Source organism: Achromobacter sp. CF-sbj1-Ac2-l, assembly GCF_052698165.1.
Genome location: NZ_CP199855.1, coordinates 2,372,020 through 2,396,955, shown reverse-complemented (window position 1 = coordinate 2,396,955; position 24,936 = coordinate 2,372,020). Strand labels below are relative to the sequence as shown.

The 24,936-nt window shown below is 68.6% G+C and carries 18 protein-coding genes; 6 read left to right on the top strand and 12 right to left on the bottom strand.

Translation table 11 applies throughout. The features are described 5' to 3' along the window. Positions 1-12: 12 nt before the first annotated feature. The gene (gspF, locus tag ACUDCK_RS10965; protein ID WP_175167482.1) at positions 13-1,218 is read left to right on the top strand and encodes a type II secretion system inner membrane protein GspF; all 1,206 of its coding nucleotides are present in this window, start codon (positions 13-15) and stop codon (positions 1,216-1,218) included. Positions 1,219-1,852: 634 nt separating this feature from the next. Next, complete coding sequence (locus ACUDCK_RS10960) at positions 1,853-3,208, top strand: IS110 family transposase (RefSeq protein ID WP_049073553.1); 1,356 nt, start codon at positions 1,853-1,855, stop codon at positions 3,206-3,208. Between the two features lie 213 nt (positions 3,209-3,421). Here the strand turns inward: ACUDCK_RS10960 and ACUDCK_RS10955 are convergent, their stop codons facing one another. The 3 genes from ACUDCK_RS10955 to ACUDCK_RS10945 all read right to left on the bottom strand — a co-directional run bounded on the left by ACUDCK_RS10955 (position 3,422) and on the right by ACUDCK_RS10945 (position 7,390). Further along, on the bottom strand, positions 3,422-3,760 hold the full coding sequence (locus ACUDCK_RS10955) for a P-II family nitrogen regulator (RefSeq protein ID WP_006386376.1): 339 nt from the start codon (positions 3,758-3,760) through the stop codon (positions 3,422-3,424). 138 nt (positions 3,761-3,898) lie between these two features. After that, positions 3,899-5,965, bottom strand: a complete 2,067-nt coding sequence (locus ACUDCK_RS10950) for an NAD(+) synthase (protein ID WP_064523773.1) — start codon at positions 5,963-5,965, stop codon at positions 3,899-3,901. Between the two features lie 93 nt (positions 5,966-6,058). Next, on the bottom strand, positions 6,059-7,390 hold the full coding sequence (locus ACUDCK_RS10945; RefSeq protein WP_054504113.1) for a mechanosensitive ion channel family protein: 1,332 nt from the start codon (positions 7,388-7,390) through the stop codon (positions 6,059-6,061). Positions 7,391-7,588: 198 nt separating this feature from the next. On the opposite strand from ACUDCK_RS10945, the gene argH reads away from it, so the two are divergent. Together argH and ACUDCK_RS10935 are read left to right on the top strand one after the other, a co-directional pair. After that, positions 7,589-9,010, top strand: a complete 1,422-nt coding sequence (argH, locus tag ACUDCK_RS10940) for an argininosuccinate lyase (RefSeq protein WP_020927273.1) — start codon at positions 7,589-7,591, stop codon at positions 9,008-9,010. Positions 9,011-9,184: 174 nt separating this feature from the next. Then, positions 9,185-11,224, top strand: a complete 2,040-nt coding sequence (locus tag ACUDCK_RS10935; RefSeq protein ID WP_175168141.1) for a PEP/pyruvate-binding domain-containing protein — start codon at positions 9,185-9,187, stop codon at positions 11,222-11,224. A gap of 173 nt (positions 11,225-11,397) precedes the next feature. Here ACUDCK_RS10935 and lpdA read toward each other — a convergent pair whose 3' ends face one another. The 7 genes from lpdA to ACUDCK_RS10900 form a co-directional block, all read right to left on the bottom strand. After that, positions 11,398-12,801: a dihydrolipoyl dehydrogenase gene (gene lpdA, locus ACUDCK_RS10930; protein ID WP_054508127.1), complete on the bottom strand. Its 1,404-nt coding sequence runs from the start codon at positions 12,799-12,801 to the stop codon at positions 11,398-11,400. A gap of 2 nt (positions 12,802-12,803) precedes the next feature. Beyond that, positions 12,804-14,159: a dihydrolipoamide acetyltransferase family protein gene (locus tag ACUDCK_RS10925; RefSeq protein ID WP_175168140.1), complete on the bottom strand. Its 1,356-nt coding sequence runs from the start codon at positions 14,157-14,159 to the stop codon at positions 12,804-12,806. 1 nt (position 14,160) lies between these two features. Beyond that, positions 14,161-15,204, bottom strand: coding sequence for an alpha-ketoacid dehydrogenase subunit beta (locus tag ACUDCK_RS10920; protein ID WP_054415994.1), 1,044 nt, complete (start codon positions 15,202-15,204; stop codon positions 14,161-14,163). A gap of 3 nt (positions 15,205-15,207) precedes the next feature. After that, positions 15,208-16,440: a 3-methyl-2-oxobutanoate dehydrogenase (2-methylpropanoyl-transferring) subunit alpha gene (locus ACUDCK_RS10915; protein WP_006386387.1), complete on the bottom strand. Its 1,233-nt coding sequence runs from the start codon at positions 16,438-16,440 to the stop codon at positions 15,208-15,210. Positions 16,441-16,646: 206 nt separating this feature from the next. Beyond that, a complete protein-coding gene (locus ACUDCK_RS10910) occupies positions 16,647-19,049 on the bottom strand; it encodes a TonB-dependent siderophore receptor (protein WP_372414558.1) in 2,403 nt (800 codons plus the stop codon). Between the two features lie 61 nt (positions 19,050-19,110). Then, entirely contained in the window at positions 19,111-20,082 is a 972-nt protein-coding gene (locus tag ACUDCK_RS10905; protein ID WP_175168138.1) for a FecR domain-containing protein, read from the bottom strand. Continuing rightward, positions 20,079-20,591 (bottom strand): sigma-70 family RNA polymerase sigma factor, encoded by a 513-nt coding sequence (locus ACUDCK_RS10900; protein WP_116793314.1) that lies wholly within the window; start codon positions 20,589-20,591, stop codon positions 20,079-20,081. Before ACUDCK_RS10900 ends, ACUDCK_RS10905 begins: the two co-directional genes overlap by 4 nt. 234 nt (positions 20,592-20,825) lie before the next feature. On the opposite strand from ACUDCK_RS10900, the gene ACUDCK_RS10895 reads away from it, so the two are divergent. Continuing rightward, positions 20,826-21,152: a hypothetical protein gene (locus ACUDCK_RS10895; protein ID WP_054504110.1), complete on the top strand. Its 327-nt coding sequence runs from the start codon at positions 20,826-20,828 to the stop codon at positions 21,150-21,152. A 56-nt stretch (positions 21,153-21,208) separates the two neighbouring features. On the opposite strand, the gene ACUDCK_RS10890 is transcribed toward ACUDCK_RS10895, so the two are convergent. Both ACUDCK_RS10890 and cadR read right to left on the bottom strand, forming a co-directional pair. Next, entirely contained in the window at positions 21,209-21,802 is a 594-nt protein-coding gene (locus ACUDCK_RS10890) for a nitroreductase family protein (RefSeq protein ID WP_116793315.1), read from the bottom strand. 125 nt (positions 21,803-21,927) lie between these two features. Continuing rightward, positions 21,928-22,362 carry a Cd(II)/Pb(II)-responsive transcriptional regulator gene (cadR, locus tag ACUDCK_RS10885; RefSeq protein ID WP_006386392.1) on the bottom strand — a complete coding sequence of 145 codons (435 nt, stop codon included), beginning with the start codon at positions 22,360-22,362 and terminating at the stop codon, positions 21,928-21,930. 98 nt (positions 22,363-22,460) lie between these two features. On the opposite strand from cadR, the gene ACUDCK_RS10880 reads away from it, so the two are divergent. After that, positions 22,461-24,929: a heavy metal translocating P-type ATPase gene (locus ACUDCK_RS10880; RefSeq protein ID WP_175168137.1), complete on the top strand. Its 2,469-nt coding sequence runs from the start codon at positions 22,461-22,463 to the stop codon at positions 24,927-24,929. The last annotated feature ends 7 nt before the right edge of the window (positions 24,930-24,936 follow it).

Here is a 24,936-nt window from a genome sequence, read left to right as displayed (position 1 = left end):
CACCTTCCCACCATGCCATCCTTTCGTTACGAAGCGACTGACGCGCTCGGCAAGATCGTGCACGGCACGATCGACGCCGACAGTGAACGCGGCGCCCGCAACCAGTTGCGCGGCCGCGGCCTGCTGCCCCTGTCCACCACCCCCGCCGCGCGCGTCGAAGGCCTGGGCGCCGCGCTGCGCACGCGGCTGTCCGATGCCGACCTGGCCTGGCTCACGCGCCAGCTCGCCAGCCTGCTGGCCGCCCGCCTGCCGCTGGACGCCGCGCTCGGCGCCACGCTCGAACAGGCCGAGAAGAAACACATCGCCGCCACGCTCGAAGGCGTGCGCGACGATGTCCGCGCCGGCCATCGCCTGTCCACCGCGCTGGCCTCGCGCCCGCGCGACTTTCCCGAGATCTACCGCGCCCTGATCGGCGCCGGCGAGGAATCCGGCGACCTGGCGCAGGTCATGGAGAAACTGGCGGACTACATCGAAGAACGCAACACGCTGCGCAGCAAGGTCATGACGGCGTTCATCTATCCCGCCGTGGTGGCCTGCGTCTCCGTCATCATCGTGATCTTCCTGCTGGGCTACGTCGTGCCGCAGGTGGTATCCGCCTTCAACCACGCCAAGCAGCAACTGCCGCTGCTGACCCGCATCATGCTGGCGCTGTCCGACTACGTGCGCGACTGGGGCCTGGCCACCGGCGCCGTCATCGCGCTGGCCATCGTGCTGTGGCGTTACTCCCTGCGCGCGCCCGCCACCCGCCGCGCCTGGCACGCCCGCGTCCTGCGCCTGCCCCTGGCAGGCCGCTTCGTGCTCGGCGTCAACGCCGCCCGCTTCGCCTCGACCCTGGCCATCCTCTGCGGCAGCGGCGTCGCCCTGCTCACCGCCCTCGACGCCGCCCGCCGCACCCTCGGCAACGACGTCCTGCGCGGCGCCGTCGACGAAGCCGCCGCGCGCGTGCGCGAAGGCGCCTCCCTGTCAGCCTCGCTGGCCGCGCAGAAAGCCTTCCCCTCGCTCCTCATCCACCTGATCGCCAGCGGCGAAAAGACCGGCCAGCTCCCCGAACTGCTGGACCGCGGCGCGCAGAACCTCTCACGCGACCTCGAACGCCGCGCCATGGCCATGACCGCCCTGCTCGAACCCGCCCTCATCCTGCTGATGGGCGGCTTCGTCCTGCTGATCGTGCTGGCCGTGATGATGCCGATCCTCGAAATGAATCAACTGATCCGCTAGACGCACAAAAGGAAAAGGCCCGCGTCCACCCGCGGGCCTCACAGATCAAACACGAACGCCAGCAGGCACATCGACGCAGCGAACGAAGCAGCCGCGCGCAAACAAGCAGAAAGGCCCGCGCACCAAAGAAATAGCAGCGCCCCAAAAGCCGCCGTCCTCCCATCCCCTCTCTCTTGCCCCCTGCGCGAAGCGCCCCCCTCCCAACGCCCCTCCACCGCGTATGCCCGGGACGGCCGCCCGCGCGGCCGTCCCGGGCGGGCCCCGCACCCCCCACGCAGGCAGCCGCCGCAGCAGCGCTTCATTTCTCAATGGTGCGAGCCCGGCGCGCAGGCGCAGCGGGTGCGGGCGCCGTCGATGCGCCCGAGGGAATCTGAAGCCCAATAGTCGTCATTCACGACGCCCGTGACGAAGAAACTGTCTTCGTGGCTGCACCTGTGGCAAGGTGGAATGCCGCTCAGGTAAAGACCGACCTTCCAATGGTGCGTGTTTGCCCACGCCCGTACTGAAGCATGGCCCCGGGTGACGTCACCGACATTGGCGAGCACACGCTTAGCGCGTGCATCCCGTTTGAGAGAGTGAGTACAACGACGTACCCATGCCTGGCGGCATTCCGTTAGCGATGATGGAGCAAGCCATGTCACCTCGCAAGTCCGATGCAACCCTAAGCCTGGCCCATCCCGATGCCGCGGGCATCGACATCGGGTCGGCCAGCCACTTCGTTGCCGTGCCTCATGACCGCGACGACCAACCTGTCCGCGAGTTCAAGAGCTTTACGGCCGATTTGTATCGCCTAGCGCAATGGCTCAAGGACTGCGGCGTTACCGCCGTGGCCATGGAGTCCACCGGCGTTTACTGGATCCCGCTTTATGAGCTGCTCGATAGCCAGGGTTTCACCGTTTACCTGGTCAACGCCCGTCACGTGAAGAACGTCTCGGGCCGCAAGTCCGATGTCCTGGACTGCCAGTGGCTGCAACAGCTCATGAGCTATGGCCTGTTGGCCGGCGCCTTCCGTCCCTCTGACGAGATTTGCGTCTTGCGCGAGTTCTCGCGCCAGCGCGAGATGCTGCTTGCCTCGCAGGTGCGCCACGTGCAGCACATGCAGAAGGCACTTGCCCAGATGAACATTCAGCTCACGCAAGTGCTGTCGGACGTGGTCGGGGTCACCGGTCAGGCCATCATCCGCGCCATCGTCGGTGGCGAGCGCGACCCGCATGCACTGGCCCGCCTGAAGAAGCGCCAGGTCAAGGCCAGCGAGGACGATATCGCTGCCGCGCTGCAAGGCAACTGGCGTCACGAGCACTTGTTCGCGCTGCGGCAAGCGCTGGCCCTGTACGACACCTATCAACAACTGCTCAACGATTGCGATCAGCACATCCAAGCCGAACTGCACAAACTGCACCGCCATGACGGCGATCCGGGCAAGTCGCAGCGCCGCTGGCCCAAAAAGGCCATGGCCTTCGATCTGCGCACGCATCTATTTGCCATGTGCGGCGTGGACCTGACCCGCATCAACGGCATCGACGAGATGACTGCCTTTACCGTCCTGGCCGAGGTCGGTCCGGACATGAACCGCTTCCCTTCGGCCAAGCACTTCGCTTCGTGGTTAGGCTTGTGCCCGGGCACACGCATCTCCGGAGGCAAGGTTCTGAACGGCGCCACCAAACGCTCACCCAACCGCGCCGCACAGGCCCTGCGTCTGGCGGCAATGGCGCTACGTCACAGCCAGTCCGCTTTAGGCGCCTACTACCGAAGGCTGTGCGCTCGCCTGGACAAGCGGCGCGCCATCACCGCAGCCGCGCACAAACTGGCTCGACTGATTTACACCCTACTGACCAAAGGGTCCGAATACGTCGACCAAGGTGAGCTGTACTACGAAGAACGCCACCGCCAACGCGTCCTGCATCACCTGACAAAACGTGCAGAGACCATGGGCTACAGCTTGGTGCCGTTAACCGCCTCAGGAGAAACCAATGAGGTATCAATGACTTAAGTGGAGTTTCTTGAGAGGCAGTCGCCGAAGGCGACAACGAAGATGACGAAGGGGCAGTCCGGAGCGAACGCTCCGGACCGCAATCGTTGGCGCCCGCACCCGCTGCGCCTGCGCGCCGGGCGCCTCAAGAACGCAACCGCCCGCCCCAAAAAACTTCGGGGAGACCATAACGATCCCCCCGACAGTCAACCCAAAACCGAATCCAGCGCAAACTCAAAGCGCCTCTTCGTCGCTCTCCCCCGTCCGAATCCGGATCGCCTGCTCCACCGGCGTCACGAAGATCTTGCCATCCCCGATCTTGCCGGTACGAGCCGCCTTCACCACCGCCTCGATCGCCGCCTCGACCTGGTCATCCGGCAGCACCACCTCGACGCGGATCTTCGGCAGGAAATCCACCACGTATTCCGCCCCGCGGTAGAGCTCGGTATGCCCTTTCTGGCGCCCGAACCCCTTCACTTCGGTCACGGTCAGCCCGCTGACGCCGACCTCGGCCAGCGCTTCGCGGACTTCGTCGAGCTTGAAGGGTTTGATGATGGCGGTGACTTGTTTCACGTTGGTCGTCCTGATTGTTCGATCTGTTGCGGCGCCCCGGGGTACATATCGGACCAGGGCACAATGATTGAGAGAATACCACCGGCGCCCGGCCCGCCAAGCCCGGCGCCTCGCCTGCCGGGAAAACCCGCAGACCGGTCAGGCCGGCGGCGTCTGGTCGGGAATCCGGTCGGCGTCGCGCATCCACACCGCCGACTCCGAATCGCTCGGCGCGCGCCAGTCGCCGCGCGGCGACAGCGACCCGCCCGAGCCCACCTTGGGCGCGTTCGGCACGCAGGTGCGCTTGAACTGGCTGAGCCGGAAGAACCGGTCCAGGAAGATCTTCAGGTTGCGCTTGATCGCCGCCAGGTCGTATTGGTTGCGCGCCACGTGGCCGCCTTCCGGCCAGGCGCCGGCATCGCGGTCGCGCCAGGCCGCCAGCGCCAGGAACGCCACCTTGGTCGGCGCGAAACCATAGCGCAAGGTGTAGTACAGGTTGAAATCCTGCAGCTCGTAGGGCCCGATCGTGTCTTCGCTCTTCTGCGTCGGCTTGCCATCATCGCCACCCGGCACCAATTCGGGGCTGACGTCCGTGCCCAGCACGTCCAGCAGCACCGCCGCGCCGGCTTCGCCCAGGCGGCCGGATTCGGCCACCCAGCGCACCAGGTGCGTGATGAGCGTCTTGGGCACGCTGGCGTTGACGCTGTAGTGCGACATGTGATCGCCCACGCCATAGGTGCACCAGCCCAGCGCCAGCTCGCTCAGGTCGCCGGTGCCAATGACAATGGCGTTGTTGAAATTGGCGATGCGGAACAGGTGGTTGGTGCGTTCGCCGGCCTGCACGTTCTCGAAGGTGATGTCGTACACCGGCTGGCCAGCGGCATAGGGATGGCCGAGATCCTTGAGCATCTGCAGGCAACTCGGACGGATGTCGACCTCGGAGGCCGTGCAACCCACCACCGCCATCAACTGGCGCGCCTGCTGCAGCGTGCGCGTACTGGTGGCGAAACCCGGCATGGTCACGGCCAGGATGTTGGCGCGCGGCAGCCCCAGCGTGTCCATGGCCTGGGCGCAGACCAGCAGCGCGTGGGTCGAATCCAGCCCACCCGAGATGCCGATGACCACCTTGGACATGCCGCTGGCCGAGAGCCGCTGCGCCAGCGCCTGCACCTGGATGTTGTAGACCTCCTTGCAGCGCTCATCGCGGCGCCGGGGGTCGGCCGGCACGTACGGAAAGCGCGCCACGCGCCGCTCCAGCGGCAGCTCGGCGTCCTCCAGCGGCGCCGCGACCGGCACCAGCACCTGGCGGAACTTGCGCACTTCGTCGCGGTGACGGCGCGCCGACTGGCCGAAGGTGGTCTGGTGCATGCGCTCGCGCGACAGGCGCTCCAGGTCGACGTCGGCAAACAGCAGGTGAGATTCGTTCAGGAAGCGCTCGGATTCGCCGAGCAGTTCGCCGTTTTCGTAGATCAGCGCCTGGCCGTCCCAGGCCAGGTCGGTGGACGACTCGCCGCGGCCGGCCGAGGTATACATGTAGGCCGCCAGGCAGCGCGCCGACTGCTGCGCCACCAGTTGGTGGCGGTAGGCCGACTTGCCGACCACGATGTTCGAGGCCGACAGGTTCACCAGCACCGTGGCGCCGGCCAGCGCCGCGAACGAGGACGGCGGGATCGGCACCCAGACGTCTTCGCAGATCTCGACGTGGAACTGGAACAGCGGCAGCTTTTCCATCTGGAACAGCAGCTCGGCGCCGAACGGGACGGTCTGGTCCAGCAGGCGGATCTCGGTGGCGACGGCGCAATCGGCCGCGCTGAACTGGCGCGCTTCGTAGAATTCGCTGTAGTTGGGCAGGAAACTCTTGGGCACCACGCCCAGGATGCGGCCGCCGGCGATGACCACGGCGCAGTTGTACAGTTGGTGCGCCACCCGCAGCGGCGCGCCGACGATGACCGCGATATCCAGCTCGGCCGTGGCCCGCGCCACCTGGTCCAGCGCCGCCTCGCAGGCGTCCAGAAGGGCCTTCTGGTGGAACAGGTCGTCGCAGGTATAGGCGGACAGGCCGAGTTCGGGGAACGCCACCAGCACGGCGCCGCCCTGGGCCGCCTGCTGCGCCAGCGCGATGGTCTGCGCGGCGTTGAAGGCCGGGTCCGCGACCTTGCACTCGGGCACGCCCACGGCGACCCGGGCGAAGCCATGGGAATACAGGTTGAAGAACGGGTTCGACATCGGATCCATCGCCTGGGGCGCCTTGATACGGAACTGCACGAAACGGGCCTGCTGCAGGCCCCGGGAATCCTACCTGGCGATTATCTCACGGCGTCATGCGCCGGACGGCGGCGCCAGGCGCTCCGGATCGGCCCGGTGATGCGCGCCTTCGGCCGCCAGCGCCGCTTGGACGGCGCCCTCGCGCAGGTAGCTGCCCATGGCGCCGATGTCCGCGCCAGACGGCTGCTGGTACAGCCGCAGGCCCAGTTCCGGCAGGATCGCCAGCAGATGGTCGAAGATGTCGCCCTGGATGCGTTCGTACTCGACCCAGGCGGTGACGGCCGTGAAGCAATAGACCTCGACCGGAATGCCATCGGCGGTGGGTTCCATCATGCGCACCATCATCGCCATGTCCTGGCGCACCTCGGGGTTCTGCTTCAGGTAGGCCAGGCCGTAGGCGCGGAAGGTGCCGATATTGGTCAGGCGGCGGCGGTTGGCCGGCACGCTGGCCAGCTCGCCCATGGTCTGGTTGGCCTGGGCGATGTCCTGGGTCTTGACCCGCAGGTAGTCGTGCAGCAGCCGGAAGCGCATCAACTGCTGGGCTTCCTCATCGGTCAGAAAGCGCACGCTGCTGGCGTCGATGCGCAGGGTGCGCTTGATGCGCCGGCCGCCCGATTCGAACATGTGGCGGTAGTTGCGGTAGCTTTCCGAGAACAGCTTGTAGGTCGGCACCGTGGTGACGGTGTTGTCCCAGTTCTGCACCTTGACCGTATGCAGCGCGATGTCCTTGACGAAGCCGTCGGCGTTGGACTGCGGCATCTCGATCCAGTCGCCGATGCGCAGCATGTCGTTGCTGGTGAGCTGGGTGCTGGCCACCAGCGACAGCAGCGTGTCCTTGAACACCAGCAGCAGCACCGCCGACAGCGCACCCAGGCCGGAGATCATCCACAGCGGCGAGCGGTCGATCAGGATCGACAGCACCAACACGGTGCATACCGCCATCAGGATCAGCTTGCTGATCTGGATATAGCCCTTGATCGAGCGGGTCTGCGCCCGGGTGGTGGCCGAATAGGTGTCCTGCCAGGCGCTCAGCACCCCGGAAAACGCCACGAACACGCAGATCCAGGCGCCGGCGTGGGCCAGCCGCCCGACCAGCGTGGCCGCCTTCTCGACGTGCGGGACCAGTTCGATTCCCACCGACACCACCGCGAACGGCACCGCGTACCACAGGTTCTGATAGGCGCGACGGCGCTGCAGCGCCTTGTCCCAGTCCTCGTGGCCGCTGACCACCAGCAGCCGGTGCGCCAGCAGCAGCACCACCCGCGCGACCACCCACTGGACGAACAACGCCGTCAGGATCAGCACGCCGATGCCGACCAGCGTTTGCGCCCACGGCTGGTGCGGCATATAGGTATCGAGTTCGGTGGCCAGCTGTTCCCATTCCATGGGCATAGGTCGTGTGCTCTCTTTCAGGTGACGGGGGACGTTCTCATCCTTAGGCGGCTCGGCGATGGAAAAACGCCGTAGACCGCCGGATATGACCCTGAATTATCCGACAACTCGCGCCGCCGCGCGTTTCCAGCCGCAACAGCGTCGCGCCGGATTCGTCAGGCGCCCGAGGCAGGCCCTATAATCCCCGCCATCATGGCAAACACTCCCTCCCCCGATCAAAACCAGTTCGCCAACAAGGCGCAGGCCTGGTCCGCCCGGTTCTCGGAACCGGTTTCCGAACTCGTCAAACGCTACACGGCGTCCGTGGACTTCGACAAGCGCCTGGCGCGCGTCGACATCCAGGGTTCGCTGGCGCACGCCGACATGCTGGCGGCCCAGGGCATTATCGGCGCCCAGGACCTGGCCGACATCCAGCGCGGCATGACCCAGATCCTGTCGGAAATCGACGCCGGCAGCTTCCAGTGGCTGCTCGACCTCGAAGACGTGCACCTGAACATCGAGAAGCGCCTGGTCGAGCTGGTCGGCGATGCCGGCAAGCGCCTGCACACCGGCCGTTCGCGCAACGACCAGGTGGCCACCGACATCCGCCTGTGGCTGCGCGGCGAGATCGACACCCTGATCGACCTGCTGCGCCAGTTGCGCCACGCGCTGGCCACGGTGGCGCTGGACAACGCCGCCACCATCATGCCGGGCTTCACCCACCTGCAGGTGGCCCAGCCCGTCACGTTCGGCCACCACCTGCTGGCCTACGCCGAGATGTTCGGCCGCGACGCCGAGCGCCTGGCCGACTGCCGCCGCCGCGTCAACCGCCTGCCGCTGGGCGCCGCCGCCCTGGCCGGCACCTCGTTCCCGATCGACCGCGAACGCGTCGCCAAGACCCTGGGCTTTGACGGCGTCTGCCGCAATTCGCTCGACGCCGTCTCCGACCGCGACTTCGCCATCGAGTTCTGCGCCGCCGGCGCGCTGATCATGACGCACGTCTCGCGCCTGTCCGAAGAACTGGTGCTGTGGATGAGCCCGCGCGTCGGCTTCATCGACCTGGCCGACCGCTTCTGCACCGGCAGCTCGATCATGCCGCAGAAGAAAAACCCCGACGTGCCCGAACTGGCGCGGGGCAAGACCGGCCGCGTCAACGGCAACCTGGTCGCCCTGCTGACCCTGATGAAGGGCCAGCCCCTGGCCTACAACAAGGACAACCAGGAAGACAAGGAAGGCCTGTTCGACACCGTCGACACCGTGCGCGACACGCTCACGATCTTCGCCGACATGGCGGCCGGCATCAAGGTCAAGGCCGACAACATGCGCGCCGCCGCGCTGCAGGGCTTCGCCACCGCCACCGACCTGGCCGACTACCTGGTCAAGCGCGGCGTGCCGTTCCGCGATGCCCACGAAGTGGTGGCCCACGCCGTGCGCGACTGCGAACAGCGCGGCTGCGACCTGGCCGACCTGTCGCTGGACGAACTCAAGGCCTATCACCCGACCATCGGCGACGACGTGCACCAGGTGCTGACGCTGGAAGGCTCGGTCGCCGCGCGCAAGCACGTGGGCGGCACCGCCCCCGAACGCGTGGCCGAGGAAGCCCGCCGCGTGCTGCAGGAAACGGCGGCGCAGTAAGCCCGCGGTTCCCTCGCTCGAAAACAGGCGGCCCCGGATTTCCGGGGCCGTTTTCTTTTGTGGCCACGCTACGCAAATTACCTGTCACGGCGTGTCATTCCTCGTTTCCGATCTCGCACGAGCGGCGGGGACGGGTTCGCTATGATGGGCGCTTTTCCACTCAGCCCCTGCCCCATGCCAGCCCTGCGCGCGTCCTGGTTTCCGTCGCCCCTGTCCCGTCCGGCCATCCTGACGACCGCCTGCCTGCTGGCGCTTGCCGCCCTCCCCGCCGCCCAGGCGCAGACCGCGCGCAAGCCGTCGCCGTACGAAAACAACGTCATCGAGCCCTTCAGGGCCCCCCGGCCGCTGACCCCCGAGGAGATCGCGGCGCGCAAGGCCGAGGACGCGCGCCGCGGCGGTCCCGCCTTCATGGCCCGGATCGACGACGAAGCCGCGTTCCGCCAGTTGGCGCGCGTCTACAACGCCGGCACGCCGCTGGAAATCCCGCACGTGCTGTTCGTGATCGACCGCCAGCGCGGCAACCGCATCCATTACCTGGACACGCCGCGCTACGGCCTGCACGAGACCTTCGCGCGGGAGCGCCGCCTGCTGCCCGGCAAGGACAAGGCCGCGCTGACCGCGCAATACAAGGATCCCAACCGCCGCCTGCTGTTCGGCACCCTCAGTTGGCAGCGCGACCTGCCCGGCTACACCTATGAATTCTGGGAAGGCGACCGCCTCACCCCCGAACTGCTGAAGCTGGCCGACGAGGTGGTCGCCAAAAGCTTCTATGCCCCGGTCCGCTTCAAGACCAACTCGACGCTGCACGAACAGGCCGCCGCTACCGCCGGCCTGACCTTCGTGACCCAGGAAGCGCTGCTGCGCGAACAGGCGTTTCTGCCGCTGAACCCCGGCAGCGCGCAGGGCCGGCTGCGCATCGTCGCCTCGGTCGAGGCCACGCCCGACCTCAAGCGCGACGACATCGTGGTGCTGGACGAAGTGCCGATCGCCATCCCGCCCGTGGCCGGCCTGATCACGCAGCGCCCGTCCACGCTGCTGTCGCACGTCAACCTGCTGGCCAAGGGCTGGGGCATTCCCAACGCCTACGTGCGCGACGCCACCACCGCACTGCGCCAGTACGACGGCCAGTGGGTCACGCTGACTGTCAGCGGCAACGACTACCAGGTGCGGCCCAGCGACAAGCCCGCCAACCAACCGCCGGCCACGCCGCCCAAGCCGCGCGCGCAACTGCCCAAGCCGGACCTGACGGTGCAGGCGCTCAAGCCGCTCGATGCCCTGGCCGTGCGCGACAGCCGCCATTGCGGCGTCAAGGCCGCCAACCTGGGCGCGCTCCGCTCCGCATTGCCGCCGGCCGCCAGCGTGCCGGACGGCTTCTGCATCCCGTTCGCGCAATACGCCGCCTTCATGAAGCGGCTGAACGTGGCGCAACGGGTGGCGGCGCTGGAACAGCGCGCCGACTTCGTGGCCGACGCCGAAGTCCGGCGCAAGGAACTGGCGGCCCTGCGCCAGGACATCATGCAGGCCGCCGTCGACCCGGCGCAGGCCGAATCCTGGCGGGCGCTGTGGCAATCGCGCCTGAAGGGCGCGGGCGTGTTCGTGCGCAGCTCGTCCAATTCCGAGGACCTGCCCGGCTTCAGCGGCGCCGGCCTGTACACCACCGTGCCCAACGTCACCCAGCCGGACGCGCTGGCCAAGGCGGTGCAGACCGTGTGGGCCTCGGTCTACAACTTCGACGCCTACGAGGCGCGGCGCGCGGCGGGCATCCCCCAGGACGCGGTGGTGATGGCCGTGCTGGTGCAATTGGCGGCGCCGTCCGACAGCTCCGGCGTCATGATCACGCGCGATCCGTTCGACGCCAGCCGCCGCTACGTGACCTACATCTCGGCCAAGCGCGGCCTGGGCATCAAGGTGGTGGAAGGCAAGCGCCAGGCCGAGCAGGTGATGTATTCGAGCTGGTCCAAGGCGGTGCAAGTGCTGAGCCGCTCGGCCGAGGACACGCAGTTGGTGGCCGACGCCGGCGGCGGCGTGCGCGAAGTGCCGATCGCGGCGGACGCGCGCCAGGTGCTGAACGACGCGCTGGTGGCGCGGCTGGCCGCCGTGGGCCGGCAGGTCAAGCAGCGCCTGGGCCAGGTCGACCAGGACATCGAATGGGCGGTGGTCGGCGACAGGATCATCATCCTGCAGGCGCGGCCCTACATCGACGCGCGCCGCTAGCGAGCACGCACGCGGGCGTTCCAGGCCTGTTGCCTTGAACGCGTCCGCGCCGCGTGTCCTGCGCGCATCACGGGCAACCCATGCCGTCCGGCAAACGGGCCCGCACAGGAAAAAGCCGCGGCGGCGGGCAGGATGCCCACCACCACGGCTCCGGATACGCCGCGACAGCTTCTCTAGATGTGCAGCGCGTGCCCCAGCGCCTTGAGCGCGGCTTCCTGCACCGCTTCGCCCAGGGTCGGATGGGCATGGATCGTGCCCGCCACGTCCTCCAGCGTCGCGCCCATTTCGAGCGACTGGCCGAACGCCGTCGACAGTTCCGACACGCCCCGCCCCACCGCCTGCCAGCCCACGATCAGGTGGTTGTCGCGACGGGCCACCACCCGCACGAAACCGTCGGTGGACTCCAGCGTCATGGCGCGGCCGTTGGCGGCGAACGGGAACGAGGCCGCCAGGCAATCCAGCCCGGCCGCTTCGGCCTCGGCCGGCGACAGGCCGGCCACCACGACTTCGGGATCGGTGAAGCACACCGCCGGGATCGCGGCCGGCTGGAAGTGGCGGCGCTTGCCCGCCACCAGCTCAGCCACCATCTCGCCCTGCGCCATGGCGCGGTGCGCCAGCATCGGCTCGCCGGCGAGGTCGCCAATGGCCCAGACGTCGCGCATGGAGGTGCGGCACTGGTCGTCGATGCGCAGTGCGTTGCCCTTGCGGTCAAGCTGCAGATTTTCCAGGCCCCAGCCCTGCGTGCGCGGACGCCGGCCGACGGCGATCAGCACCCGGTCGGCCGGCAGCGCGGTCTCGGCGCCGCTGGCATCCTGGATCCGCACCGCCGTGCCTGCGCCATTCAGCCCCAGCACCTTGCGGCCCAGGTGCAGCTCGACGCCCAGCCTGGCCAGTGCGGCGGCGACGGGCTTGGTGAGTTCCGCGTCGTAGGTCGGCAGAATGCGGTCCTGCGCCTCGACCACGGCCACCTCGGCGCCCAGCTTGCGGTACACCGTGCCCAGTTCCAGGCCGATGTAGCCGCCGCCCACCACCACCAGCTTCTTCGGGATGTCGGCCGGCGACAGCGCCTCGGTCGAGGACACCACCATGCCGCCGAACGGCACCGAGGGCAGCGGCGTCGGCTCGGAGCCGGCCGCCAGCAGCAGGTGCTCGCACTGGATGCGCTGGCGGCTGCCGTCGGCGCCCTCGACCTCGACGGTCTTGCCGTCCAGCAGGCTGGCCCAGCCCTGCACCACCTGCACGCCGTTCTTCTTGAGCAGCGCGCCCACGCCGCCGGTCAGCTTGCCGACGATGCCGTCCTTCCAGGCCACGGTGCGGCCAATGTCGATGGCGGGCGCCGACACCGAGATGCCCAGCGCCGACTGGCCGGCGTAATGCCGCGCCTTGTCGAATTCCTCGGCCGCGTGGATCAGCGCCTTGGACGGAATGCAGCCGATGTTCAGGCAGGTGCCGCCCAGCCGGTCGCCCTCGACCAGGATGGTGGGCACGCCCAGTTGCCCGGCGCGGATCGCGGCCACATAGCCGCCAGGCCCGCCGCCGATCACCAGCAGGGTTGTCGTCTTGGTAGTCTGGCTCATGCTTACTCCACGAAAAGCAGCGCGGGTTGTTCCAGCAGCGCGCGCACGGCCTGGATGAAGCGGGCCGCGTCCATACCGTCGACCACGCGGTGGTCGAACGAGGACGACAGGTTCATCAGCTTGCGCGCCACCACGGCGCCATTGCGGAAGGCGGGCCGCTCGACGATGCGGTTCACGCCCACGATGCCGACCTCGGGATGGTTGATGACCGGCGTGGTGACGATGCCGCCCAGCGGCCCCAGGCTGGTGATGGTGATGGTCGAACCGGACAGCTCGTCGCGTCCGGCGCTGCCGGCGCGCACCGCCTGCGCCAGCCGGCCGATCTCGGCCGCCATCGACCACAGGTCGCGGGTTTCGGCGTGGCGCATCACCGGCACCATCAGGCCGCCGTCGCTCTGCGTGGCGATGCCGATGTGCACGGCGCCATAGCGCGTCACCTGGCCGGCCTCGTCGTCATAGCGGGCGTTGATCTGCGGGAAGTCGCGCAGCGCGATCACCATGGCGCGCGCCAGCAGCGGCAGCAGCGTCAGCTTGCCGCGCGACTCGCCGAACTTCGCGTTCAGGCTGACGCGCAGGTCCTCGAGCTCGGTGACGTCGATTTCCTCCACGTAGCTGAAATGCGGAATGCGGCGCTTGGACTCGGCCATCTTCTGCGCGATCTTGCGGCGCAGGCCGATCACCGCCACCTGCTCTTCGTCGTTGCGCTCGGCGTAGGCCGGGCCGCGCGCGGTCGTGGCCGCGCCCTGCCCTTGCAGGTAGGCGTCCAGGTCCTCGTGCATGACGCGGCCGGCCGGGCCGCTGCCGTGCACGTAGCGCAGCTCGATGCCCAGGTCCCAGGCGCGCTTGCGCACCGCCGGCGAGGCCAGCGGCTTTTCGCCGGGTTCGCGGGCCGCGGCGGGCGCCTGGCGCGCGGCGGCCGGACGGCTGGACGGCGCGGAGGGCGCTTGCGGCGCGGCGGCGGACGATTGCAGCGACGCGGCGATCTGGCCGGCAACGCCGCCGGCCGGGGTCTTGTCGGCCTTGGCCGGCGTCGACTCGGCGGCCGGCGCGCTTGCCGCCGGCGCGGGCGCGGCCTGCGGTTTCTGCGCCGCCGCGTCACCCTTGAGATTGCCTTCGCCTTCCACTTCCAGGCGGATCAGTTCGCCGCCCACGGCCATGACCTGGCCGACTTCGCCGCCCAGCGCGACCACGCGGCCGACCACGGGCGACGGGATCTCGACCGTGGCCTTGTCGGTCATGACGTCGGCCAGCGGCTGGTCCTCGGCGACCGTGTCGCCCACCTTGACGTGCCAGCCCACCAGTTCGACCTCGGCAATGCCTTCGCCGATGTCGGGCATCTTGATGACATGAATCCCCATCTCACACCTCCATCGCGCGCTTGAACGCTTCGCCGACCCGGCGCGGGCCGGGGAAATACGCCCATTCCTGCGCGTGCGGATAGGGAGTGTCCCAACCGGTCACGCGCTCGACGGGCGCTTCGAGGTGATGGAAGCAGTGTTCTTGCACCAGCGCGATCAGTTCGGCGCCGAAGCCGCAGGTGCGCGTGGCTTCGTGCACCACGACGCAGCGGCCGGTCTTCCTGACCGAGTTGACGATAGTCTCCAGGTCCAGCGGCCACAGGCTGCGCAGGTCGATGACCTCGGCATCGATGCCGGTTTCCTCGGCCGCGGTCAGCGACACGTGCACGGTGGTGCCGTAGGTCAGCACCGTCAGCGCGTTGCCCGGCCGCACGATCGCGGCGGTGTCCAGCGGCACGGTGTAGTAGCCGGTCGGCACCACGCTGCCCGGGCGTCCGGTCCACGGCGTCACGGGACGGTCGTGGTGGCCGTCGAACGGGCCGTTGTACAGGCGCTTGGGTTCCAGGAAGATGACCGGATCGTCGTTTTCGATGGACGCGATCAGCAGGCCCTTGGCGTCGTACGGGTTGGACGGCATCACCGTGCGCAGCCCGCAGACCTGGGTGAACATGGCCTCGGGGCTCTGGCTGTGGGTCTGGCCGCCGTAGATACCGCCACCGCAGGGCATGCGGATGGTCATGGGCGCGATGAATTCGCCCACCGAGCGGTAGCGCAGGCGCGCCGCTTCCGACACGATCTGGTCGGAAGCCGGATAGAAATAGTCGGCGAACTGGATCTCGCACACCGGCCGCAGGCCGTAGGCGCCCATGCCCACCGCCACGCCGACGATGCCGCCTTCGGAGATCGGCGTGTCGAACACGCGCGAGCTGCCGTACTTGGCCTGCAGGCCCTCGGTGCAGCGGAACACGCCGCCGAAATAGCCCACGTCCTGGCCGAACACCACCACGTTGCCGTCACGCTCCAGCATCACATCCATGGCCGAGCGCAAAGCCTGGATCATGGTCATCGGCGCGGACGCCGGACCAACATTGTTATCGATAGCCATGACTCACACTCCGAGCTGCTGACGTTGCCGGCGCAGGTGCTCCGGCATGTCCTTGTAGACGTCTTCAAAGATGCTGGCGGCGCTGGGGACGTGGCCGTCCACCAGGGTGCCGTAGCTTTCCGCTTCCTTCTGCGCCGCCTGGATCTCGGCGTCGAGCTCGGCGCGCACCGCGTCGTGCTCGGCCTCGGACCAGATGCCACGCAGGATCAGGTGCTTCTTGAAGCGCTCGATCGGGTCGCCCAGCGGGAAGTGGCTCCAGTCGTCGCCGGGACGGTACTTGGAGGGATCGTCGGAGGTGGAGTGCGGGCCCGCGCGGTAGGTCACCCATTCGATCAGGGTGGGGCCGAGGTTGCGGCGGGCGCGTTCGGCGGCCCAGCGCGAGGCGGCGTAGACCGCCAGGAAATCGTTGCCGTCCACCCGCAGCGAGGCGATGCCGCAGCCGACGCCGCGGCCGGCGAAGGTGGCGCCCTCGCCCCCGGCGATGGCCTGGAAGGTCGAGATGGCCCACTGGTTGTTGACCACGTTCAGGATCACCGGCGCGCGGTACACGTGGGCAAAGGTCAGCGCGGTGTGGAAGTCCGCCTCGGCGGTGGCGCCGTCGCCGATCCAGCCCGACGCGATGCGGGTGTCGCCCTTGATGGCCGAGGCCATGCCCCAGCCCACCGCCTGGATGAACTGCGTGGCCAGGTTGCCCGAGATGGTGAAGAAGCCGTTCTCGCGGTCGGAATACATGACCGGCAACTGGCGCCCCTTGAGCGGGTCGCGCTCGTTGGACATGAGCTGGCACATCATGGTCACCAGCGACACGTCGCGCGCCAGCAGGATGCTCTGCTGGCGGTAGGTCGGGAAACACATGTCGCCCTGCTCCAGCGCCAGCGCGTGGGCCGAGCCGATGGCTTCTTCGCCCAGGCTCTGCATGTAGAAGGAGATCTTCTTCTTGCGCTGGGCGGTCAGCATGCGGCCATCGAAGATGCGCGTCTTGAGCATGGTGCGCATGCCTCGGCGCAACAGCTCGTCGCTGATCTCCGGCGCCCACGGGCCGACGGCGCGGCCGTCGTCGTCGATGACCCGCACCAGGCTGTAGGCCAGGCTGCCGGTGTCGATCGCGGCGACATCAATGGGGGGCTTGGGCACCTCGCCGGGCGGCGACAGGCGCAGGTAGGAAAAGTCGGTCTTGCAACCCGGACGCCCGGTGGGCTCGGGGACGTGCAACTTCAGCGGCCCGTATTGGCTCATGAATTGTCTCCACGCTTGATCGTGTCATGCGCATTCTTCTTACCAAGACACTGCCCGGGGGGGTGACCTCGGACATTGCCATCGTCGGCCTGTGCAAAGGGATGAACATGCACGGCCGGGAGCCAGAGTAGCACAGGGCGCGGCCCCGAGACAGGGGCCGCGCCGGCGCGCGCGGCAGGGGATTGCACTCCCCTGCCGGCCCGCTATCACCAGCGGTAGGTCGCCGTGCCGATCACGCGGCGCGGCTCGCCGTAGAAGCAACCATAGGTGCAGTTGCCGATGTAGGTCTTGTCGGCCAGGTTGGTGGCGTTGAGCGCGAATCGCCATGGCCCGGAGGTGTAGCTGACCATGGCGTCGAACAGCGTAAAGGATGGCACCTCGACCGCCGTGCCGTGCGCCAGGCCGCGCGTGCTGCCGACGTAGCGCACGCCCGCGCCGATCCGCAGCCCCGGCAGGCCGAAGGCGCCGAAGCCGTAGTCGCCCCAGACCGAGAACTGGTTGAACGGCACCGAATTCAGACGCTTTCCGACCTCGTCCGGTTGCAGCGGGCTGGCCTTGAGGGTGCGCGCATCGGTGTAGGCGTAGGCGGCGATCAGGTTGGCGTGGCGGCCGAGGCGGGTGCGCGCTTCCAGCTCCAATCCGCGGGCGCGCGCCTGACCTGCCTGGATCTCGTAGTTCGTGTCGAACGGGTCGGTCACGTTCACGTTCTTGCGGGTGAGCTGGTACACCGCCGCCGACAGCATGGTGTCCGCCCCCGCCGGCTGGTAGCGCACCCCGGCTTCGTACTGCTGACCGGTGGTGGGCTTGAAACGGCTGCCCTGGCGATCCTGGCCGCTGGTCGGCTCGAACGATTCGCTGTAGCTCAGGAACGGCGCCAGGCCGTTGTCGGCCAGGTAGACGATGCCGGCGCGGCCGGTGAAGGCCTGGCTCTTTTCATTGTCCGCGATCTTTTCGCCGGTGAAGAAATTGCGTTCGTTGACCGTGACCCAATCGTGCCGTCCGCCCAGCAGCACCACCCACTTATCGGCGATCTTGACCTGATCCTGCAGGTACACCCCCAGGCGCTTCATGTCGGTTTTCGAGGACGACCGCGGGAACGGCGTGGCCGGTCCCAGGGGGACGCCATAGACCGGGTCATAGAGATCGATATTGGTATTGCTGCGCAGGTAGCGCTCGGTCTCGTGCCTGGGCAGCGAGTAGTCCAGGCCCGCCAGCAGCGTGTGGCGCAGCGGGCCGGTCGTGGCGTCGTACTGCAGCGAGGTATCGGCCACAACCGCCGAAGACCGATCCCAGCGCGGCATCGCGCCGCGATCGGCGGTGTGGCGCTGGTCGGCCTGTAGCTGCCAGATGTCGGTGGAGAAATAGGTGCTGTCCGCGTGGAAGTAGCGCACGCTGTTGCGCAGCTTGAGCTGGTCCGTGAACGCGTGTTCGAACAGGTAGCCGATCGAATAGCGCTTCATGATGAACTTGTCGAAGCCAGGTTCCCCCGTGAATCGATTGCGGGGAATCCTGCCGTTGGGATTGGGCAGGACCGTGCCCTGGCCAGGCAGGCCGTAGACGTAGGCCGTGCGGTCCTCCTGGTATTCCGCCAGCAGGGTCAGCGAAGTGGCATCGCTGGGTTGCCACTTGAGGGCCGGGGCCACGTAGGTCCGGTCGTCCGGCACGTGATCGATGAAGGTGTCGCTGTCGCGCTTCAAGGCGGTCAGGCGGTAAGACCATTTACCCTCGTCATCGAGCGCGCCGCCGAAGTCGCCGGAGATCTGCTTGCGGCGGAAGTTGCCCGCCTCGACGTTCAGTTCATGCAGCGGCTCGGTCGTGGGCCGCTTGCTGACCGTGTTGATGACCCCGCCCGGCGGCGCCGCGCCGTAGAGCACCGAGGCGGCGCCCTTGAGGAACTCGACCCGTTCCAGCCCGTACAGTTCCTGCCGTCCGTTGTAGATGTTCACGGTGTACAGCGTGCCATCGCGATAGTAGCTGCCCTGACTGCCGCGAAAGCCGCGCAGGAACAGGCTGTCGGAGGTGCGATCCTGGCCTTCCGCGCGGCTCACGCCCGCCACGTAGCCCAGCGCGTCCTGCAGGCTCTGCGCCTTGAGCGTCTCGATTTCCTCTGCGCCGACCACCGTGATCGACTGCGGCGTCTCGATGATGGGCGTATCGGTCTTGGTGCCGGTGGCGCTGACGCGGGCGGCGTAGCCATGCAGCGGGCCGGAGGGCGATTCGGCCGCGCCGGTCACGCGCACCGGCGCCAGCAGGGTGGCGTCGCCCGCCTGCGGCAGGGGCCGCGCGCTGAACGTGCCATTGGCGGTGACGCGCAATTCCAGGCCGCTGCCCGCCAGCGCCTGGCGCAAGGCCTGCTCGGCGGTGTAGGTGCCGGCCACGGCCGGGGCCTGGCGGCCCGCCACCAGCGCCGGATCGACCGACACCGCCTGGCCGCTCTGGCGCGCGATACGGGTCAGGGTCTCGGCCAGCGGCGCGGCGGGCAGATCGTAGCGCTGCGCCATGGGCGCGCCCGATTGGTCGCCCGCCTGGGCCTGGGCGATACCGGCCGGCGCGGCCAGGGCGATGAGGAACGCGGCCGCAAGCTGCGGCGCGGGACGAACGGGGAACATGGAATCTCCTGCGACAAGGGGGTGCTTCAGGAGGTATGTCCAGCGAGCCCGCCGCAAGCGATCATTTTTTTTTGGCGGCATCGGCGCGCAGGTCGATGCTGACCAGCCAGCCGCCCAGCGTGGCGACCTCGATCGGCAGCGTCTGGCGCAGGGATTCCAGCACGCGGTCGGTGTTGTCCAACGGAAACGCGCCCAGCACCCGCAGCCGGGCGGCCTCGGGAGAGATGCGCAGGAAGCCGCGCCGGTATGGCCGCAATGCCGCCACCACCTCGCCCAGCGGCTGGTCGCGCACCACCAGCATGCCGTCTTGCCAGGCGGCGGCCTCGGCCAGCGCGGCGTCTGGCGCGCCGATGCCATCCGCGCCGAAGCGCGCGCCCTCGCCCGCCGCCAGCGTGCGCCGCTGGCCTGCCGCGCGGATCTCGACACTGTGCTCGATCACACAGGCGACACTGCCCCGCGCATCGCGCGCCACGCCGAACACCGTGCCCAAGGCCTGCACCTCGCCATCGCGACTGGCGACGATGAAGGGCCGCTCGGCGTCCGCCGCCACCCGCACGTAGACCGCGCCCTCGCGCAACCGCAGCACGCGGACGCGGTCATCGAACTGCAGGTCGACGGCGGAGCGCGCGTTCAGGGTGACCACGCTGCCGTCCGGCAGCGGATAGGCACGGCGTTCGCCAGTGCCGGTGCGCAGGTCCGCGGCCAGGGTCCGCAACGGCGTCTGGCGATCGACCAGGGCGGCCAGCCCGCCGGCCGCCAGCGCCAGCATCAAGGCATTGCGCAGCGCCCGGCGGCGCGAGGTCGGCGCCAGCAGCGCCGCGCCGGCCGCCCGGGAGGAGGCGCCCTCGCCCAGCGGCGCAAAGGTGCTGTCGAGGGCGCCGGTGACCAGATCCCAGGCGGCGGCGTGGCGCGAGTCGATCCGGTGCCAGGCCTCGAACCGGGCGCGGTCGGCGGCGCTTGCCTCGCCCGACGACAGCAGCACCATCCAGTCGACCGCCGCCTCGACGGCGGCCGGCAGCGCGGGCGCGCTCATGCGGCCAGGCGCGCGGCCACGCACAGCGTGATGGCCTGCTTCATGCCGCGCCGGACGGTGATGGCCGACACGCCGAGCTGCTCGGCGATCTGCGGATAGGTCAGTTCGTGCAACTGGCTCAGGAGGAATATCTGGCGGGCGCGCGCCGGCAGGCGTTGCAGGGCGCGGTCGATCTGCATCAGGGCCTCGACCACCAGCGCGCGCTGTTCCTCGCTGGGCGCGCAGGCCTGCGGCAGGGATTCGAGGCTGTCGAGATAGGCGCGCTCGAGCTCGCGGCGGCGCCAGAAGGTATACAGCGTGCGCTGCGCCAGCGTGGTCAGGAACGCGCGGGGTTCGTGGATCGGCTCGGTCTGGCGCCCGGCCAGCACCCGCAGGAAGGTATCGTGCGCCAGGTCGGCGGCGTCATGGCGGCAGCCCAACCGGCGCCGCAGCCATTCCAGCAGCCACGGATGATGGGCCTCGTACAGCTGGGCGGCGGGGTGCGGCGTCGGCTGCGCGGGATGGGACATGGCGGGGAATGGGAGGGCGGGCTAATCAACAATAAGAATTATTGTCATTTATTGGCGGCCGCGCAAGCCTGCCCGGTGCAGCCGGATGGCGAGCAACATCGGCCTGGCTCGGTGTCGTGGCTCGGTGTCGTGGCTCGGTGGCTTGGCTGGGCGGCTTGGCTGGGCGGCTTGGCTCGCTGGACCGCATCTGGCCGACCTCTATACTTGCGGCTTCCGATTCCCCTGGAAACCGACGTGCCTCGATTGACTGCCTCGAAAGGGTTCAGCTGGACCGGCATCGTGTTTGCCGCGCTTTACCTCGCCATCGTCATCCTCTGCATCGCCGGCGCGCTGTCGGCCGACGGCGACGACAAGGGCCGCTTCGTGCTGCTGCAATTGCCATTGGCCTTGCAGCTTGCGCTGCTGCACGAACTGAACCTGGACCGGCTGCTCGGTGAGCTGTCCTGGGTCGGCGGCTACCTGCTGATCGGGCTGCCGACGCTGGCCCTCTTCTATGCCGTGGGCTGGGGCCTGGAGAAACTCGTGCGCGCGGCCTTCCGGCCCATCGCGTCGCAACGGTAAGCGACGCACGCAAAAAAAACCGGCCAGCAGCCGGTTTTTTTGCGCCACGACGCGCCTCAGACCGGACCGGTCCACTCGGTGACGAACTCGCGGTAGTCCGGGCGGTTGGCCGGCGGCACCGCGCACGCCGGCGTGCCGATCGCCAGGAAGCCGAGGAAGCGGTAGTCGAGCGAATCCAGGCCCAGCGCCGCCTGCACGTCTTCGACGTAGGTGCCGATGCCGGTGCTCCAGAACGCGCCGTAGCCCAGCATGTGGGCGGCGTTCAGGATGTTCATGGTGGCGCAGCCGGTGGCCAGCAGTTGCTCGGCCTCGGGGATCTTGGTGTTGTCGTGGGCGATCTTCTGCGCCACGGCGACGAATAGCGGCACGCCGGCCATCCACTCGCGCACCGACTTTTCCTTTTCCGGCGTCATGCGCGGATCGCCGCTGCGCTTGACGGCTTCCAGCGCCACGTCGGCCAGCTTGCCGATGGCCTCGCCCTGGATCACCACGAAGCGCCACGGGCGCAGCGCGCCGTGGTCGGGGGCCGACATGGCGGCCTGCAGGATCTGTTCAAGCTCGGCGGGTTTGGGCGCCGGACCCCGCAGGAACTTCACGGAACGGCGCGAGGTGATGGCATGCAGGGGCGTGGCGGTGGCGGTCTGGGTCATGGAGTCAGGCACAGGTAACAGGATTCTGGCGGTTTCCCAAATGGGAAAGAGAAGGGTTCTCATATTACGCCATGGCCGCGCGGGGGACGGCTATCCCCCTGCCCGGCGCATGGCGACTGGCGGATTCAACCCAGGTGGGTATGGCGTTCCTGGCGTTCCTCGACCTGCATTTCCGACAGGCCGTGCAGGATGCCGCAGTCTTCCGCGTCGGGCCGCGCCGACAGGCAGCGCTGGCGCAGATCGGTCAATTGCGTCTTCAACTGGGTCAGCTCGGCGATGCGCTCGTCCACGTGGGAGATGTGCTCATCGAACAGTTCATTAATGGGGCCACATCCTGCCTGGTGATTGTCGGCCAGCGACAGGATGGCGCGGATCTCGTCCTGCGTCATGTCCAGCGCGCGGCAGTTGCGGATCAGCCGCAGGCGCTCCAGGTGGGGCTGGCCGTAGCTGCGGTAGTTGTTCAGTCCCCGTTCCGGGGCGGGCAGCAGCCCTTCCTTTTCGTAATACCTGACGGTTTCGACCGTGGTGCCGGCCGCCGTGGCCAATTCGCCGATACGCATCATGCCTCCCGGACGCATCCGATGGATTAAAGGGGGTTGACCCTATAGTAACTCCAAGGTGTGGAATACGGTCAATGGCTTACGAAAAGGCAACGCGAATGTCTTGCGCAACGAACAAACATACCGATCCCACCGCTTCCGGACGACCGGACGCCTGCTGCGGCGCCAAGACCCCGGCTGCGTCCGGCGGGCATGACCACGCCGGCGCATGCTGCGGCCCCGCGCAAGGCAAGGCCGCCTCGGCCGCCGGCCATCGCCACGAAGGCGCCGGCCATGATCACGATCACGGCCACGATCACGATCACAATCACAGCCACGACCACGACCGCGATCACGGCCATGCCCATGCGCGGACGCATGACCACGGCGCCTCGGCCTGCTGCGGCCACGATGCCGGCAACATCCAGATGTCCGCCGGCGGCGCGGCCGTGCTGCAGGCCGGCCCGGGCCAGTTGCTGGCGCGCCTGCGCATCGGCCAGATGGACTGCCCGACCGAGGAAACGCTGATCCGCAAGAAGCTCGACAGCGTCGACGGCGTGCACGCGCTGGACTTCAACCTGATGCAGCGCATCCTGACGGTGGTGCACGCCGAGGGCGCGCTGGACCGCATCACCGCGGCCATCAAGTCGCTGGGGATGACGCCCGAACCGCTGGCCGACGACGCGCCGCGCACGCCGGCCCCGGCCGCCGCGCGCGTGAACTGGTGGGCCATCGGCGGCGCCGGCGTGCTTGCCGCGCTGTCCGAAGCCTCGCACTTCGCCGGCATGCACTGGGGCGTCACCGCCGCGCTGGCGGTCGCCGCCATCCTGGCCTGCGGCATCAGCACCTACCGCAAGGGCTGGATCGCCGTGCGCAACGGCAACCTGAACATCAACGCGCTCATGAGCATCGCCGTCACCGGCGCGGTGCTGATCGGCCAGTGGCCGGAAGCGGCCATGGTGATGTTCCTGTTCAATGTGGCTGAACTGATCGAGGCCCGTTCGCTCGACCGCGCCCGCAATGCCATCCGCGGCCTGCTGGACCTGGCGCCCGAAACCGCCACCGTGCGCCAGGCCGACGGCGGCTGGCAATCGGTGCCGGCGGCGCAACTGCAGATCGACGACGTGGTGCGGGTGCGACCGGGCGAACGCATCGCCGCCGACGGCATCATCGTCAGCGGCCGCTCGGCGGTGGACCAGTCCCCCATCACGGGCGAAAGCCTGCCGGTGGAAAAGGCCGAGGGCGATCAGGTGTATGCGGCCACCGTCAACACGGCCGGCTCGTTCGACTACCGCGTCACCGCGGCGGCGGGCAACACCACGCTGGCGCGCATCATCCACGCGGTCGAACAGGCCCAGGGCGCGCGCGCGCCAACCCAGCGCTTCATCGACCGTTTCTCGCGCATCTACACGCCTGCCGTGGTGGGCGTGGCGGTGCTGGTGGCGGTGCTGCCGCCGCTGCTGTGGGCGCAGCCCTGGTTCGACGCGATCTATCGCGCCCTCGCGCTGCTGATCATCGCCTGCCCCTGCGCCCTGGTGATCTCCACGCCGGTCAGCATCGTCAGCGGCCTGACGGCGGCCTCGCGCCGCGGCATCCTGGTCAAGGGCGGCGTGTACCTGGAGGAAGGCCGCAACCTGAAGTGGCTGGCGCTGGACAAGACCGGCACGCTGACCCATGGCAAGCCGGTGCAGACCGACCAGCAGGACTGGGACGTCTCCGACCTGACGCGCCAGCCCGCTGCGCGGATTGCCGCCAGCCTGGCGGCGCGCTCGGACCACCCGGTCTCGCTGGCCGTGGCCAACGCCGCGCGCGACGCCGGCCAGGCCCTGCTGGACGTGGACGACTTCACCGCCCTGCCCGGCCGCGGCGTCAGCGGCAAGGTGGACGGCGTGCTGTTCCAGTTGGGCAACCGCCGCCTGATGCGCGAGCTGGGCGTGTCGGACGAAAAGCTGGAAGCCCGTTTCGACGAACTGGAACAGCAGGGCAAGAGCGCCATCGCGCTCAGCGATGGCCAGCGCGTGCTGGCGCTGGCGGCGGTGGCCGACACGGTCAAGCCCACCAGCGCGGCCGCCATCGCCGACCTGCACGCGCTGGGCGTGCGCACCCTGATGCTGACGGGCGACAACACGCCCACGGCGCAAGCCATCGCGCGCCAGGTCGGCATCGACGAAGCGCGCGGCGATCAACTGCCGGAAGACAAGCTGGCCGCCATCGAAAGCAAGCTGGCGCCCGCCGGCAAGGTCGGCATGGTCGGCGACGGCATCAACGACGCCCCGGCCCTGGCCCGCGCCGATATCGGCTTCGCCATGGGCGCGGCCGGCACCGGCACCGCCATCGAAACGGCCGACGTGGCGCTGATGGACGACGACCTGCGCAAGATCGGCACCTTCCTGCGCCTGTCGCGCGCCACCCACCGCGTGCTGGTGCAGAACATCGCGCTGGCGCTCGGCATCAAGGTGGTGTTCCTGGCGCTGGCGATGACCGGCAACGCCACGCTGTGGATGGCGGTGTTCGCCGACGTCGGCGCCAGCCTGCTGGTGGTGGCCAACGGCTTGCGGCTGCTGCGGGCCGCCCCGGCAGCGCCCTGATGCGAAA

What these genes read in the sequence shown, in the direction of transcription:
- lpdA (WP_054508127.1), bottom strand. Translation starts at nt 12,801, where the DNA reads ATGAGCCAGACTACCAAGACGACAACCCTGCTGGTGATCGGCGGCGGG.
- ACUDCK_RS10880 (WP_175168137.1), top strand. Translation starts at nt 22,461, where the DNA reads ATGTCTTGCGCAACGAACAAACATACCGATCCCACCGCTTCCGGACGA.
- argH (WP_020927273.1), top strand. Translation starts at nt 7,589, where the DNA reads ATGGCAAACACTCCCTCCCCCGATCAAAACCAGTTCGCCAACAAGGCG.
- ACUDCK_RS10905 (WP_175168138.1), bottom strand. Translation starts at nt 20,082, where the DNA reads ATGAGCGCGCCCGCGCTGCCGGCCGCCGTCGAGGCGGCGGTCGACTGG.
- ACUDCK_RS10890 (WP_116793315.1), bottom strand. Translation starts at nt 21,802, where the DNA reads ATGACCCAGACCGCCACCGCCACGCCCCTGCATGCCATCACCTCGCGC.
- ACUDCK_RS10960 (WP_049073553.1), top strand. Translation starts at nt 1,853, where the DNA reads ATGTCACCTCGCAAGTCCGATGCAACCCTAAGCCTGGCCCATCCCGAT.
- ACUDCK_RS10950 (WP_064523773.1), bottom strand. Translation starts at nt 5,965, where the DNA reads ATGTCGAACCCGTTCTTCAACCTGTATTCCCATGGCTTCGCCCGGGTC.
- ACUDCK_RS10915 (WP_006386387.1), bottom strand. Translation starts at nt 16,440, where the DNA reads ATGAGCCAATACGGGCCGCTGAAGTTGCACGTCCCCGAGCCCACCGGG.
- ACUDCK_RS10945 (WP_054504113.1), bottom strand. Translation starts at nt 7,390, where the DNA reads ATGGAATGGGAACAGCTGGCCACCGAACTCGATACCTATATGCCGCAC.
- ACUDCK_RS10900 (WP_116793314.1), bottom strand. Translation starts at nt 20,591, where the DNA reads ATGTCCCATCCCGCGCAGCCGACGCCGCACCCCGCCGCCCAGCTGTAC.
- ACUDCK_RS10935 (WP_175168141.1), top strand. Translation starts at nt 9,185, where the DNA reads ATGCCAGCCCTGCGCGCGTCCTGGTTTCCGTCGCCCCTGTCCCGTCCG.
- ACUDCK_RS10910 (WP_372414558.1), bottom strand. Translation starts at nt 19,049, where the DNA reads ATGTTCCCCGTTCGTCCCGCGCCGCAGCTTGCGGCCGCGTTCCTCATC.
- gspF (WP_175167482.1), top strand. Translation starts at nt 13, where the DNA reads ATGCCATCCTTTCGTTACGAAGCGACTGACGCGCTCGGCAAGATCGTG.
- cadR (WP_006386392.1), bottom strand. Translation starts at nt 22,362, where the DNA reads ATGCGTATCGGCGAATTGGCCACGGCGGCCGGCACCACGGTCGAAACC.
- ACUDCK_RS10920 (WP_054415994.1), bottom strand. Translation starts at nt 15,204, where the DNA reads ATGGCTATCGATAACAATGTTGGTCCGGCGTCCGCGCCGATGACCATG.
- ACUDCK_RS10925 (WP_175168140.1), bottom strand. Translation starts at nt 14,159, where the DNA reads ATGGGGATTCATGTCATCAAGATGCCCGACATCGGCGAAGGCATTGCC.